Source organism: Bacillus sp. P4_D3 (assembly GCF_056401855.1).
The window spans coordinates 1-15193 of the sequence record NZ_JBFUIN010000003.1; the positions used below are offsets into that span (position 1 = coordinate 1).

General features: G+C 35.8%; 12 protein-coding genes and 1 rRNA gene. 6 read left to right on the forward strand and 7 right to left on the reverse strand.

Annotated elements, in window-relative coordinates; translation table 11 throughout:
* From AC1DTM_RS00910 to dnaA, 7 genes are all read right to left on the reverse strand, one after another.
* Positions 1-154, reverse strand: a 16S ribosomal RNA gene (locus tag AC1DTM_RS00910); the annotation flags it as partial.
* Positions 155-397: 243 nt separating this feature from the next.
* On the reverse strand, positions 398-2869 hold the full coding sequence (gyrA, locus tag AC1DTM_RS00915; RefSeq protein ID WP_016106804.1) for a DNA gyrase subunit A: 2472 nt from the start codon (positions 2867-2869) through the stop codon (positions 398-400).
* Between the two features lie 88 nt (positions 2870-2957).
* Entirely contained in the window at positions 2958-4880 is a 1923-nt protein-coding gene (gene gyrB, locus AC1DTM_RS00920) for a DNA topoisomerase (ATP-hydrolyzing) subunit B (protein WP_033710559.1), read from the reverse strand.
* Positions 4881-4918: 38 nt separating this feature from the next.
* Positions 4919-6046, reverse strand: coding sequence for a DNA replication/repair protein RecF (gene recF / locus AC1DTM_RS00925; protein WP_016106803.1), 1128 nt, complete (start codon positions 6044-6046; stop codon positions 4919-4921).
* A gap of 12 nt (positions 6047-6058) precedes the next feature.
* Positions 6059-6271 carry a S4 domain-containing protein YaaA gene (yaaA, locus tag AC1DTM_RS00930; protein ID WP_002159661.1) on the reverse strand — a complete coding sequence of 71 codons (213 nt, stop codon included), beginning with the start codon at positions 6269-6271 and terminating at the stop codon, positions 6059-6061.
* 128 nt (positions 6272-6399) lie between these two features.
* Positions 6400-7545, reverse strand: coding sequence for a DNA polymerase III subunit beta (gene dnaN / locus AC1DTM_RS00935; protein WP_476999959.1), 1146 nt, complete (start codon positions 7543-7545; stop codon positions 6400-6402).
* A gap of 182 nt (positions 7546-7727) precedes the next feature.
* Positions 7728-9068 carry a chromosomal replication initiator protein DnaA gene (gene dnaA / locus AC1DTM_RS00940; RefSeq protein WP_002144554.1) on the reverse strand — a complete coding sequence of 447 codons (1341 nt, stop codon included), beginning with the start codon at positions 9066-9068 and terminating at the stop codon, positions 7728-7730.
* A 563-nt stretch (positions 9069-9631) separates the two neighbouring features.
* On the opposite strand from dnaA, the gene rpmH reads away from it, so the two are divergent.
* The 6 genes from rpmH (at position 9632) to mnmG (ending at position 15176) form a co-directional block, all read left to right on the forward strand.
* The gene (rpmH, locus tag AC1DTM_RS00945; RefSeq protein ID WP_002068706.1) at positions 9632-9766 is read left to right on the forward strand and encodes a 50S ribosomal protein L34; all 135 of its coding nucleotides are present in this window, start codon (positions 9632-9634) and stop codon (positions 9764-9766) included.
* A 76-nt stretch (positions 9767-9842) separates the two neighbouring features.
* Positions 9843-10190 carry a ribonuclease P protein component gene (gene rnpA / locus AC1DTM_RS00950; RefSeq protein ID WP_256416236.1) on the forward strand — a complete coding sequence of 116 codons (348 nt, stop codon included), beginning with the start codon at positions 9843-9845 and terminating at the stop codon, positions 10188-10190.
* Positions 10191-10242: 52 nt separating this feature from the next.
* Positions 10243-11010 carry a YidC family membrane integrase SpoIIIJ gene (spoIIIJ, locus tag AC1DTM_RS00955; protein ID WP_002144555.1) on the forward strand — a complete coding sequence of 256 codons (768 nt, stop codon included), beginning with the start codon at positions 10243-10245 and terminating at the stop codon, positions 11008-11010.
* Positions 11007-11624, forward strand: coding sequence for an RNA-binding cell elongation regulator Jag/EloR (gene jag / locus AC1DTM_RS00960; protein WP_016106802.1), 618 nt, complete (start codon positions 11007-11009; stop codon positions 11622-11624). The genes spoIIIJ and jag overlap by 4 nt, the downstream gene beginning before the upstream one ends.
* Before the next feature lie 227 nt (positions 11625-11851).
* Complete coding sequence (mnmE, locus tag AC1DTM_RS00965; RefSeq protein ID WP_256416237.1) at positions 11852-13228, forward strand: tRNA uridine-5-carboxymethylaminomethyl(34) synthesis GTPase MnmE; 1377 nt, start codon at positions 11852-11854, stop codon at positions 13226-13228.
* A 58-nt stretch (positions 13229-13286) separates the two neighbouring features.
* Positions 13287-15176, forward strand: a complete 1890-nt coding sequence (gene mnmG, locus AC1DTM_RS00970; RefSeq protein ID WP_002159664.1) for a tRNA uridine-5-carboxymethylaminomethyl(34) synthesis enzyme MnmG — start codon at positions 13287-13289, stop codon at positions 15174-15176.
* Positions 15177-15193 lie beyond the last annotated feature (17 nt).

The following is a 15193-nucleotide window of genomic DNA, read 5'->3' on the forward strand; positions in this document are numbered from 1 at the left end:
GAGTTATCCCAGTCTTATGGGTAGGTTACCCACGTGTTACTCACCCGTCCGCCGCTAACTTCATAAGAGCAAGCTCTTAATCCATTCGCTCGACTTGCATGTATTAGGCACGCCGCCAGCGTTCATCCTGAGCCAGGATCAAACTCTCCAATAAAGTTAGTTTGTCTAGCATCTAAAAATAAAAATTGACGTTTCACGTTGTTTGTTTCGTTTAGTTTTCAAAGTTCAACATCGCGTTTCAGCGACTTTCATAATATATCATAGTATATTATTTTCGTCAACAAGTTTTTTTCGATAACTTGTATCTCTCATTTGCTGACTCTGCCTATTATATACACTTCCCTATTGCTATGCAAGTATTATTATAAAAAAATAAGAGGGGGAGAAATCCCCACTCTTATTCTTCAGAAGAAACCTCTTCGCTAATTTCTTCTTCTTCATCCTTTTGTGCTTTTGCTACTGTCGCTACCTCTTGCTCATCCCCTAATCGAATTAGACGAACACCTTGTGTATTACGCCCCATTTGAGAGATTTGATCAACTGGCATACGAATAATAACACCCGCTACTGTAATTAACATAATGTCTTCTTCACCTGTTACAGACTTAACTGCTACTAATTTACCGTTCTTGTCTGTAATGTTACAAGTCTTCAGACCTTTACCACCACGACTCTGTAGTCGATACTCTTCAACCGGCGTACGCTTACCATACCCGTTCTTCGTTACGATTAAGACATTCGTATCCTCTTCAACAATTTCCATACCTACTACTTGGTCCTCTTCGCCTAGTGTAATAGCTTTTACACCAGCTGCATTACGGCCCATAGAACGTACATCCTGTTCATTGAAGCGAATTAACATACCGTTGCTCGTCCCTACGATAATATCTTTATCACCAGATGTTAAACGTACAGAAATTAATTCATCTTCTTCACGAAGCGAAATTGCAATTAAACCGTTCGTACGTATATTTGCAAATGATGAGAGCGGCGTTCTCTTAGAAATACCTTGTTTCGTTGTAAAGAATAAGAACTGGTCGTCACCAAATTCACGAATTGGAATAATGGCGTTGATCCACTCACCCTTATCTACCCCTAATAGATTAATAATTGGTATGCCTTTTGCCGTACGACTATACTCTGGAATTTCATATCCTTTTGTACGGTATACTTTACCCTTGTTTGTGAAGAATAAAATATGATCATGAGTAGACGTTGTTAATAAATGTTCAACAAAGTCATCATCATTCGTACCCATTCCTTGTACACCACGTCCCCCACGGTTCTGTGTTTTGTACGTAGAAGCCGGTAACCTCTTAATATAACCATTATGAGTAAGTGTAATTGCGATATTTTGTTCTGGGATTAAATCTTCATCCTCTATAGCTTCCATACCGCCAATTGTAATTTCTGTTCTTCTCTTATCATTAAAACGTTCTTTGACCTCCGTTAATTCCTCACGAATGATTTCAAGAACCTTCTCTTCATCTGCTAAAATTGCTTTTAACTCTGCAATCAGCTTCATTAAGTCTTGATATTCTTGTTCGATTTTTTCACGTTCTAATCCAGTTAAGCGTTGCAGACGCATATCTAAAATTGCCTGTGCTTGTTTCTCACTTAAGCCGAAACGTTCCATTAAACCTTGTTTTGCAATATCAGCTGTTTTTGAACTACGGATTAACGTAATGACTTCATCAAGATGATCTAAAGCGATTCGTAATCCTTCTAAAATATGAGCGCGCGCTTCTGCTTTCTCTAACTCATAGGCAGTACGTCTGCGGATCACGACCTTCTGGTGCTCTAAATAATAATATAAATTTTGTTTTAAATTTAGAACTTGTGGCTCTCCATTTACAAGAGACAACATGTTAATACCGAAACTCGTTTGAAGTGCTGTATGTTTATAAAGATTATTTAATAGTACATTTGCATTTGCATCGCGACGTACTTCCATAACAATGCGCATACCATTTCGATCCGATTCATCACGTAAATCTGTAATACCTTCAATTTTCTTATCACGAACTAATTCTGCAATTTTTTCAATTAAACGTGCCTTGTTAACTTGATAAGGTAGCTCAGTTACAATAATAGATTGTTTACCGTTGGCTCTCTCTTCAATTTCAACTTTAGCACGAATTATAATAGAACCACGGCCTGTCTCGTAAGCTCTTCGAATTCCACTTCGCCCTAAGATTAAACCTGATGTTGGGAAGTCTGGTCCAGGAATATATTCCATTAATTCCGCGATAGTGATATCAGGGTTATGACTTAATGCCAACACACCATCAATTACTTCTCCAAGTTGATGCGGTGGAATGTTTGTTGCCATACCAACCGCAATACCCGTCGTACCATTGACTAATAAGTTAGGGAAACGCGCTGGTAATACAACTGGTTCTCTTTCAGAACCATCGTAGTTATCTTGATAATCAATTGTATTCTTTGTAATATCGCGTATTAATTCCATAGAAATCTTAGACATTCTTGCTTCTGTATAACGCATCGCCGCCGCTGAATCTCCATCAACAGAACCGAAATTACCATGTCCATCAACAAGCATGTAACGTTGACTAAAATCTTGCGCCATACGTACCATTGTTTCATAAACAGCTGCATCACCGTGCGGGTGATACTTACCAATTACTTCACCGACAATACGCGCTGACTTCTTATATGCTTTATCAGCTGTAATTCCTAAATCATTCATCGCATATAAAACCCTACGATGAACTGGTTTTAATCCATCACGAACATCTGGTAATGCACGAGACACGATAACACTCATTGCATAATCTAAAAATGAGGTACGCATTTCATGACTAATATTAATTTCTCGAATTCGTGCTTGTTGTTGATTGTCTGACATCAACGAGCACCTCCTCTTACATTTCCGTTACACATACATTGATTTATATGTAGAAGACAGGAATACTTAGATTCCTGTCATTACTCACTTAAATATCAAGGTTTTTCACGTATTTTGCATTTTCTTGGATAAAGTTACGACGCGGCTCTACTTTATCACCCATTAAAATTTCAAACGTTTCGTCTGCTTCTATTGCATCTTGAAGGGAAACTTGAAGTAATGAACGTACTTCTGGGTCCATTGTCGTCTCCCACAGCTGAGTTGGATTCATTTCCCCTAGACCTTTATAACGCTGAATCCCAGGCTTAGGTTGAGCTGGTAATTCAGCTAGTATTTTTTCAAGTTCTTTATTGTTATAAGCATATTGAATTTTTTTACCTTGTTGTACTTTAAACAACGGTGGCTGTGCGATATATATATAACCACACTCAATGATTTGACGCATATAACGATAGAAGAACGTTAATAATAGGGTACGAATATGCGCACCATCAACATCGGCATCTGTCATAATAATAACTTTATGATATCGAGCTTTTTCAATATCAAAATCCCCACCAATATTTGTACCTATTGCTGTAATAATTGTACGAACTTCATCATTTGATAAAATCTTATCTAAACGTGCCTTTTCAACGTTAATAATTTTACCCTTCAGTGGTAAAATCGCTTGGAAATGACGATCGCGTCCTTGTTTTGCAGATCCGCCCGCAGAGTCACCCTCCACGATATAAATTTCGCTAATTGCTGGATCTTTAGAAGAACAATCAGCTAGCTTCCCTGGTAAACTTGAAACTTCTAGAGCACTCTTTCGGCGCGTTAGTTCACGCGCCTTTTTAGCCGCTACACGTGCACGCGCTGCCATAGTCCCTTTATCTATAATTTTACGTGCAACATTGGGATTTTCTAGTAAGAACTTTTCAAACGCCTCTGAGAATACAGACTCTGTAATCGTTCTCGCTTCACTATTTCCAAGTTTCGTCTTTGTTTGTCCTTCAAATTGTGGATTTGGATGCTTAATTGACACGATTGCTGTTAAACCTTCACGAACATCTTCACCAGTTAAATTACTATCCGCATCTTTTAAAATATTATTTTTACGACCATAATCGTTAATTACACGTGTTAGAGCAGTCTTAAAACCTACCTCATGTGTACCGCCTTCATACGTATGAATATTATTCGTAAATGAATAAATATGATTTGTATAGCCTTCGTTATATTGAAGAGCAACCTCAACCTGAATCCCATCTTTTGAACCGTCAACATATACAGGTTCTTCATGAATCGGTTGTTTTGAACGATTTAAATGTTCAACATATGATTTAATTCCACCTTCATAATGGAATTCTTTCTTCTGCTTATGTTCACGCTTATCTTCAATTGTTAATTTAATATTACGATTTAAAAACGCCAACTCACGCATACGAGTAGCCAATGTATCAAATTCGTATTCTGTCGTCTCTGTAAAAATTTCTGCATCTGGCTTAAAGCGTGTGATCGTTCCTGTACGATCAGTTTCACCTATTACTTTTAAATCCGCAGCTGGGATCCCACGTTCATATTTTTGATAGTGTATTTTTCCATCTCGATGTACAAATACCTCTAATTCTATTGATAAAGCATTTACAACAGATGCACCTACTCCATGCAAACCACCGGAGACTTTATAACCGCCACCGCCAAATTTACCACCGGCATGGAGTACCGTCATAATAACTTCTACAGCGGGACGTCCCATTTTCTCTTGAATACCAACTGGGATACCACGACCATCATCTGTTACAACAATACTATTATCTTCTTCAATACTGACATTAATTTCATCACAATATCCCGCTAAAGCTTCGTCAATACTGTTATCAACTATTTCCCATACGAGGTGATGAAGACCTTTTCCACTTGTAGAACCGATATACATACCAGGACGCTTACGAACCGCTTCCAGTCCTTCTAACACCTGGATCTGACTTTCATCATATGCATTTTCCTGCATTTGCTTTTGTTCCATTGACACAAAGATCACCTACTTTTCCATTTAAACAGAAATTATTTCCTGTCTATTTCACAATCTACCGTGCCGTTCGTTACATGAATTGTTTTCGCTTCTTTCAATGTTTCGTGTTCAATTCCGTCGACACTCGTCGTCGTCACAAAGGTTTGTACTTTTCCTTGAATTGTATTTAGCAGATGCGATTGGCGATAATCATCTAATTCTGATAACACATCATCTAGTAAAAGGATTGGATATTCCTTAACCTCTGAGTATATCAATTCAATTTCAGCCAATTTTAGGGATAGTGCGGTTGTTCGTTGTTGTCCTTGTGAACCAAAGACTTGAACATTTTTACTATTAACGAAGAAGTGTAAATCATCACGATGAGGACCTAGTAAAGTTGTACCACGAAAAATTTCACGTTGTTTCACAGATTGAAAACTTTCATAGTATACTTCTTTTATTTTCGACAAATCCATTGATTCTGATACATCTACACTTGGTTTATAAACAATTTCTAACTCCTCTAATCCCCTGCTAATCCCGCGGTGAATTGGAGCAGCCCATTCTTGTAGTAAATGCAAAAACTCAAAACGTTTTCGCAAAATTTTTGCACCATGCTCAATAAGTTGAAGTGTAAATACATCCAACATCGTTTCCTCATTTTTACTATTCCCTTGCATCTTCTTAAGTAAATGATTTCGTTGCGTGAGTACCTTTTGATATTGACTTAATTCATACAAATAGACCGGAGCTATTTGTCCAAGTTCCATATCCAAAAAGCGTCTTCGTACTTGGGGGCTTCCTTTTACAAGATTTAAATCTTCTGGGGCAAACATAACAACATTCATTTCACCAATATACTGGCTCAATTTTTGTTGTTCTAACTGATTTAACTTTGCCTTTTTACCTTTTTTTGAAATATTTAATTCTAAGGATAATGAACTATTTCGCCTTTGTAATCTACCTTTTATATTACCATAATCCTCATCCCAACGAATGAGTTCACGATCGTTCGAAGTTCTATGGGATTTCGCCATCGCCAATACATAAATAGCTTCCATCAGATTCGTTTTCCCTTGCGCATTTTCACCAATAATTACATTGACTTTATCCTCAAAGGAAAGCTCTAAATGCTCATAATTGCGATAGTTTTTTAATTGTATCTCTGTAATAAACAAAGGGATCCCCCTTTATGCCTGAACTTGGAAAGTTCCGCTTCCCGGAATTTCAACAACATCATTTGCATATAACTTTCGGCCTCTTCTATTTTCAAGTTCTTGATTCACATATACTTCATATTCTTGTAAGAACCATTTCACAGCGCCACCTGTATCAATTACATCAGCTAACTTTAAAAATTGTCCTAGTGTAATGTATTCTGTTGAAATCTTAATAAGTTTCATAAAATCGCTCACTTTCTGAAAGTGTTCATTCTTTCATTGTACTAAATAAACTAGCATTAGGAAAGTAATACCCTACAAATCAAATAAGGGTCACTAGTACCTTTACACTAGCAACCCTTAATCCTTACTTAGTAAGTACGGACTGGTAAAATTAACTGGATAATAGAATTATCATTTACTGTGCGAATTAAAAACGGTCTCATCGCTCCAGTAAAACTAACTTTAATTTCTGTACTATCTAAAGCTTTTAATGCATCCATCATATATTTTGCACTAAAAGATATTTTTAATTCTTCTCCATCTACATTTTCACATTGAACCTCTTCTACTACTTTTCCGATTTCTGGTGCATTCGAAGAAATCTCTAACATCTGTTGTTCTAATGTTGATAATTTAACAACGTTGTTACGACCATCTCTTGCTAATAGCGACGCGCGATCAATCGCTTGTAAAAATTCTTTTGTATTTACAAATATATCAGTTTTACTTTCAGCTGGAATTAAACGCGTTGTATCTGGATAATTTCCTTCTAATAATCTTGAGAAGAATAATAAATGTTTTGTACGGAATAATACTTGATACTCCGTAATAACGATATCTACCATTTCTTCAGATTCATCTAGAATTTTACTTAATTCACTTAAGCTCTTACCAGGAATAACGACATTCGCTTGAAATTCATCGGCAATATTATACCCTTCGATTTTTGCTTTACGAAGTGCTAGCCTGTGACTATCTGTTGCAATGCAAGTTAGCTCGCTGTTATATACCTTCCAGTTTACACCTGTCAAGACCGGTCTCGTTTCAGAACTTGAAACTGCAAATACTGTTTGACGAATCATGTGTTTTAGTAAATCTGTTGGAATCTTAAATACATGATGTTCTTCGATTTGTGGTAATAACGGATATTCAGCAGCATCTAAACCATTTAAGTTGAACTCTGATTTTCCAGATTTTATTTTTGTCATAAAATGATTTTCCACAGAAATTTCGACAGTTTCTTTAGGTAATTTTTTTACGATCTCACTAAAATACTTTGCTTGTAAAATAATACTTCCTGATTGTTTAATTTCCACAATTTCTTTTCCAGCATCTTCGACTGGGATAAATGATTCGATAGAGATGTCTGCATCACTACCTGTTAAAGTAACTCCTTCTTCAGTTGCTACAACTTTAATTCCTGTAAGAATTGGAATTGTTGTACGAGAAGAAACTGCCTTCATTACATCTTGTACACTTCTTACAAGATAGTCTTTTTGTATTGTAAAACGCATAACGAAAAACCTCCGGTAAGTATAAGATTTTATTTATTTAATAAAGATAAAAAAGTAGTAGTAATAGTAATAGTGCTTGTGGATATGTGGATAACCCTGTTTGGAGATGTAAAAACAGTCTATCTACATGTGGATAGACTGTGCGTAAAATAAGCTAAGTTATTCACACTATTCAGCTACTACTATTTTAAAATATCCTTAATTTCTTCAACGTGTTTTTGTAATTGAGTATCCGTTTTTAATAGCTTCGAAATTTTTTCGTGAGCATGGATTACTGTTGTATGATCGCGGCCACCAAATTCTTCACCTATTTTTGGCAAAGATGAGTCCGTAAGTTCACGTGATAAATACATCGCAATTTGGCGAGGGAATGCAACGGATTTTGTCCGTTTTTTTGCTTTGAAATCTTCTAACTTTACCTGATAGACGCCTCCAACAGCCTTTTGAATATCAGAAATAGAAATAATTCTAGGTATAGAGTTTGGAATAATATTTTTAAGCGCTTCAGCCGCTAAATCAGCATTCATATCTTTATTAATTAAAGATGAATAAGCTACAACTCGAATAAGTGCACCCTCTAGTTCACGAATATTTGAATCGATTTGATTTGCGATATAAAGCATAACTTCATTTGGTATATCAAGACCTTCTGCTTTTGCTTTTTTACGTAAAATTGCGATTCTAGTTTCTAAATCTGGTGGCGTAATGTCCGTAATTAACCCCCATTCAAAGCGAGAACGAAGGCGATCTTCTAAAGTTGGGATTTCTTTTGGTGGTCTATCGCTTGAAATCACAATTTGTTTACTTTCTTCATGTAACGCATTAAATGTATGGAAAAACTCTTCCTGTGTTTGTTCTTTTCCAGCAAGAAATTGAATATCATCTATCAATAAGACATCTACATTACGATATTTATTACGAAAATCGACAGCTTTATTATCACGAATTGAGTTAATAAATTCATTTGTAAATTTTTCAGATGATAAATATACAACTTTTGCATTCGGGTTGTGTTCAATTACATAATGCCCAATTGCGTGCATTAAATGTGTTTTTCCAAGTCCAACGCCCCCGTAAATAAAGAGCGGATTATAGGCTTTAGCTGGTGCCTCAGCTACAGCTAAAGAAGCAGCATGTGCAAAACGATTACCAGAGCCAATAACAAATGTATCAAATGTATATTTGGGGTTTAACATACTCTGTGGTAAGTGATTAGACTCATCATGTGCGTGTTTTTGCTTAACAGAAGGGAGATCTATATCCTCTTCTGCCTGACTTTGGGGAATGATAAAACGAATAGCTAGTTTTGCCCCTGTTAAATCATAAAGTGTTTCGGAGATTAGTTCCGAATAATGAGATTCTAGCCAGTCACGAGCGAATTCATTTGGAGCTGTAATCGTTAATACATCTTTTTTCAAGTTATGAGCAGTTGTTGATTTTAACCAGGTTTCATAACTTGGCTTGCTTACCTTTTTTTCTAATTCTTTTAAGGCACTATTCCATAAATCAGAGATATTTTCCAAAGGTGTCCCTCCTTTACAAAGATGGTAAAAGAATAAGGTTGCGCAACAATTGTACAACCTGTAAATATTTCTAATGCATATTTATACGAAACGTATTTTAAAATATAAAAACGTCGTTAGTATCCGAGATAGAGTTTTCGACAAAAAAACAAATGTGGACAACTATTTACCCACATGTGATTTAAACTATCCACATGTTATACACAAATTGTGGATAAAATAAAGGTGTGGAAAACTTATTCAAAGTGAAAACACAACTATAATATCAAAAAAAAGCAGCTATAGCAATGAATTTAAGAAAGTTATCCACAAAATCAATACCTTGTGGAATAAACTTGTCCACAATACGATATACTGTGTAAAAGTAAAAAAAGAGTTTGTGGATACAAAAAAGAGAAAATATATTTATCCACAAGGAAATATAGGGACTGTGAAAAAGTGTGTGAATAGGTTAAAAATGAATATTTGATGAAAATTTCGAGAACCATTGACATTTTCCTATTTGATTTACTATAATTTATTAGACTGTCTTTAACAGATATTCCTCAGGGAGGTGTCATATAATGAAAAGAACTTACCAACCAAATAAACGTAAGCGCAGCAAAGTACATGGTTTCCGCAGCCGTATGAGCACAGCAAACGGACGTAGAGTGCTAGCAGCTCGTCGTCGTAAAGGAAGAAAAGTATTATCTGCGTAGACCACTGATCGTTCAGTGGTCTTTTTTTCTAATAATAATGAGTTTCTGCTGATGAGATACAGGAGTGTCAAATGATATGAAGAAAAAAAATCGTATAAAAAAGAATGATGAATTCCAGGCTGTTTTCCAAAAAGGACAATCGAATGCCAATCGCCAGTTTGTTGTATACAAATTAGATAAAGAAAAACAGCCGCATTTTCGCATTGGTCTTTCTGTTAGTAAGAAAATAGGAAATGCAGTAGTTCGTAATCGAATTAAGCGTATGATTCGCCAATCGATTATAGAATTAAAAGATGAGATAGATTCTGGAAAAGATTTTGTTATAATAGCAAGGAAGCCTTGTGCAGAGATGACATATGAAGAGTTAAAGAAAAGCTTAATTCATGTCTTTAAACGCTCTGGTATGAAGAAAATAAAAAAGTAGCGTAAGGAAATGAATTACACTATATACATACCGAAACAAGGAGGAGCAAGCTTTGAAAAAGAAAATAGGTTTATTAGCCATGGTTATTATGTTAATGGCAATCGCTACCGGCTGTAGTGAAACAAATCAGCCGATTACACCGAAAAGCACTGGGATTTGGAATGAATATTTCGTATACCCGCTTTCTCAGTTAATCACGTATTTTGCAAATTTATTTGGTAGTAATTATGGTTTAGCAATCGTTGTTACAACTCTTATCATTCGTTTTGCATTATTACCATTAATGATTAAACAAACGAAGAGTACGAAAGCAATGCAGGCGTTACAACCAGAAATGGTGAAATTAAAAGAGAAGTACAGCTCAAAAGATCAAGCAACACAACAAAAATTACAACAAGAAATGATGCAGTTGTATCAAAAAAATGGTGTAAATCCATTAGCAGGATGTTTACCAATATTTGTTCAGATGCCTATCCTATTCGCTTTTTATCATGCGATTATGAGAACGGCAGAAATTAGTAAACATACATTTTTATGGTTTGATTTAGGACAAGCAGATCCTTACTATATCCTTCCAATCGTTGCGGCTATTACGACTTTTATTCAGCAAAAGCTTGCAATGGCAGGAACGGCTGGGCAAAATCCGCAAATGGCAATGATGATTTGGCTTATGCCAATTATGATCTTAGTCTTTGCAATTAACTTCCCAGCAGCACTATCATTGTACTGGGTAGTTGGTAATATCTTTGGTATCGCTCAAATGTATATGATCAAAGGGCCTGAAATTAAGGCTAGTAAGGCAGGAGGATCAAGCAAGTGAGTATAATTACTGCTAAAGGACAAACAGTCGAGCTGGCAGTACAAGATGCTTTAAGACAATTAAATGTTTCGAAAGATCGAGTAGATATAAATATTATCGATGAGGGTAAGAGGGGATTCCTAGGTTTATTTGGGAATCGCCTCGCTGTAGTAGAAGTTGTATTGAAAAAAGATCCAATCCAAGAATGTGAAGAGTATTTAAAAAATGTTGTTCAAAATATGGGTGTGGAAGTTGAGATTAGAAAAATTGTAAAAGGACGCGAAGTTGAATTTACAATTTTTGGTGAAAATATTGGTGTTTTAATTGGTAAAAGAGGTAATACATTGAACTCCTTACAGTATTTAACAAAACTTGTTGCGAATCGTAATACAAAGCAATATATTGGTATTACACTGGATGCTGAAAACTATCGTAGTAAAAGAAAAACTACGTTAGAATCTCTTTCTTATCGATTGGCAAAACAAGTAGTGAGTACGAAAAAAAGAGTTGTTCTAGAACCAATGCCTTCTTTTGAACGAAAAATTATTCACCAAGCATTATCTAATCATCAAAATATCATTACAACTTCTGAAGGGAAAGAACCACATCGGTATGTTGTAATATCTTCCAAGTGACCGGTTACTCAATTGAGTGCCGGTTTTTTTGAGGAGAAAATAAATGTGGATAACTAAAAAACACTAGATTTATCCACTGTGAATAAGTTTAGTGTTTTTTACATAAGGACATAATAAAATGAGTTATTATTCTTTTGTAGATAGGTTCGTTATGGTATCCTAATAATTTAGTGACGGAAAAAATTCATGTTGAAATAGAGATAAATAAGCAAGTGAGGTGAAAGGACATGGAATTTGATACAATTGCCGCAATTTCCACAGCACTTGGGGAAGGTGCAATTGCCATTGTTCGAGTAAGTGGGGATGATGCGATTGAGAAAGTCGATCGTATTTTTAAAGGGAAGGATTTAACACAGGTTTCTTCTCATACAATTCATTATGGTCATATTGTCGATTTAGATACAAATCAAGTTATTGAAGAAGTTATGGTATCCATTATGCGCGCACCAAGGACTTTTACGCGTGAAAATATAGTAGAAATTAACTGTCATGGTGGGCTTGTTTCGGTAAATAAAGTATTACAGCTTATTTTAGCACAAGGAGTACGACTGGCAGAGCCTGGTGAATTTACAAAACGTGCTTTTTTAAATGGACGTATTGATTTGTCACAAGCAGAAGCTGTTATGGACTTAATCCGCGCGAAAACAGATCGTGCTATGAATGTAGCGATTAACCAAATGGAAGGACGATTATCTAAATTAATCGGCCATCTGCGTCAAGAAATATTAGAAACATTAGCTCATATTGAGGTGAATATAGATTACCCAGAATATGATGATGTAGAAGAGATGACACATAATATTTTAATTGAGAAAGCTACACATGTCCGTGCTGAAATTAAAAAGATATTAGAAACATCGAAGCAAGGAAAGATTTTACGTGAAGGCATTTCTACCGCGATTATCGGTAGACCTAACGTTGGGAAATCATCGCTATTAAATAGTCTTGTTCAGGAGAAAAAGGCAATTGTAACTGATATTGCAGGAACAACTCGTGATGTTATTGAAGAGTACGTTAATGTGCGTGGTGTACCACTTAAACTTATAGATACAGCCGGAATTCGTGAAACGGAAGATATTGTTGAACGAATTGGTGTAGAGCGTTCGAAGGAAATGATGAGCCAAGCAGACTTAGTGTTAATTGTAGTGAACTATAGCGAGGCTTTAACAAATGAAGATGAGGATCTATTCCGTGCCGTACAAGGAAAAGATTTCATTGTCATTGTAAATAAGACAGATTTACCGCAAGAAATTGATATGGAACGTGTTACAGATTTAGCGGTAGGCAATCGTGTTATTACAACATCTTTAATTGAGGAGCAAGGAATAGATGAGCTTGAAAAGGCAATAGCTGATTTATTCTTTGAAGGAACAATTGATTCTGCGGATATGACATACGTGTCTAATGCGAGACATATCGGATTGTTAACACAAGCAGGAAGAACAATTAATGATGCAATTGAAGCGATAGAAAATGGTGTTCCGATTGATATGGTTCAAATTGATTTAACAAGAGCGTGGGAAATACTTGGTGAAATTACTGGTGATACTGTCCATGAAAGCTTAATTGACCAATTGTTCTCTCAATTTTGTTTAGGAAAATAAAGTAAAACTTTAATCAGAGATGATTTAGTAAGATAGAGGTTATTAGGAGGAATAAACAATGGGATACAATGCCGGTTCATATGATGTCATAGTAATCGGTGCAGGTCATGCAGGATGTGAAGCTGGTCTTGCGGCAGCACGAATGGGCTCAAAAACATTAATGTTAACAATTAACTTAGATATGGTAGCGTTCATGCCATGTAACCCTTCTGTTGGTGGACCAGCAAAAGGGATTGTTGTTCGTGAAATTGATGCATTAGGCGGAGAAATGGGACGCAATATTGATAAAACACATATTCAAATGCGTATGTTAAATACGGGTAAAGGACCAGCTGTACGTGCGCTTCGTGCACAAGCTGATAAATTCTCTTACCAGCATGAGTTAAAGAAAACAATTGAAGAAACACCAAACTTAACGTTGTTTCAAGGTCTGGTAGAGCGTTTAATTGTTGAAGATGGTGTATGTAAAGGGGTAATTACGCAAGCTGGTGCCGAATACACAGCGAAAACAGTTGTAATTACAACGGGAACATTTTTACGTGGTGAGATTATTATGGGAGATTTAAAATATTCAAGTGGTCCAAATAATCAGCAACCATCTATTACGTTATCTGAACACTTAGAGGAACTTGGTTTTGATCTTGTTAGATTTAAAACAGGTACACCTCCGCGTGTAAACAGTAATACGATTGATTATAGTAAAACAGAAATTCAACCAGGTGATGATAAGCCACGTGCTTTCTCTTTTGAAACGACAAAATTCATTATGGATCAAATTCCATGTTGGTTAACGTATACAAGTACAGAAACACATCGTTTAATAGATGAAAACTTACATCGCTCAGCTATGTATTCTGGTATGATTAAAGGAACAGGGCCTAGATATTGCCCTTCAATTGAAGACAAGGTAGTAAGATTTAATGATAAACCACGTCATCAAATTTTCTTAGAGCCAGAAGGACGTAATACGCAAGAAGTATATGTACAAGGCTTATCGACGAGTTTACCAGAAGATGTACAGCGTGCAATGCTTAGAACAATTCCTGGCCTGGAAAATGTTGAAATGATGCGTACGGGTTATGCAATTGAATATGATGCAATTGTACCAACTCAACTATGGCCAACACTTGAAACGAAAAAAATTAAAAATTTATATACAGCAGGACAAATTAATGGAACTTCTGGTTACGAAGAAGCGGCAGGACAAGGGCTTATGGCTGGAATTAATGCAGCGTGTCGTTCTTTAGGTAAAAAAGAAGTTATTTTAGGTCGCGCTGATGCATATATTGGTGTCTTAATTGATGATCTTGTAACAAAAGGCACAAATGAACCATACCGTTTATTAACGTCTCGTGCAGAATATCGTTTATTATTACGCCATGATAATGCAGATCTTCGTCTAACTGAGGTTGGGCGTGAAATTGGTTTAATTAAAGAAGATCGTTATGAGAGATTTACAAATAAAAAACTACAAATTGAACAGGAAAAGGAACGGTTAGAGAGTATTTTTATTAAACCGCGTCCTGAAGTTCAAGAATTAATTCGTAGTATTGGTGGAAGCGAATTGAAAGATGGAATACGTGCAAGTGACTTATTACGTCGTCCAGAGATGACATATGAGCATATTCATCTTTTAGTACCAAGTGAATTAGAATTAAATGATGAAATTACAGAACAAGTTGAAATTCAGATTAAGTATGAAGGATATATCGAGAAATCTTTACAGCAAGTAGAACGTATGAAGAAAATGGAAAACAAAAAAATCCCTGTGGATATTGATTATGATGCGATTTCTAGCCTTGCCACAGAAGCGAGACAGAAATTGAAAGATGTTCGTCCACTTTCGATGGGGCAAGCTTCACGTATTTCTGGCGTAAATCCAGCTGATGTTTCTATTTTGCTTATTTACATTGAACAAGGAAAAATTGCACGAGTATCGAACCAATAACATAGTAAGGAGATATT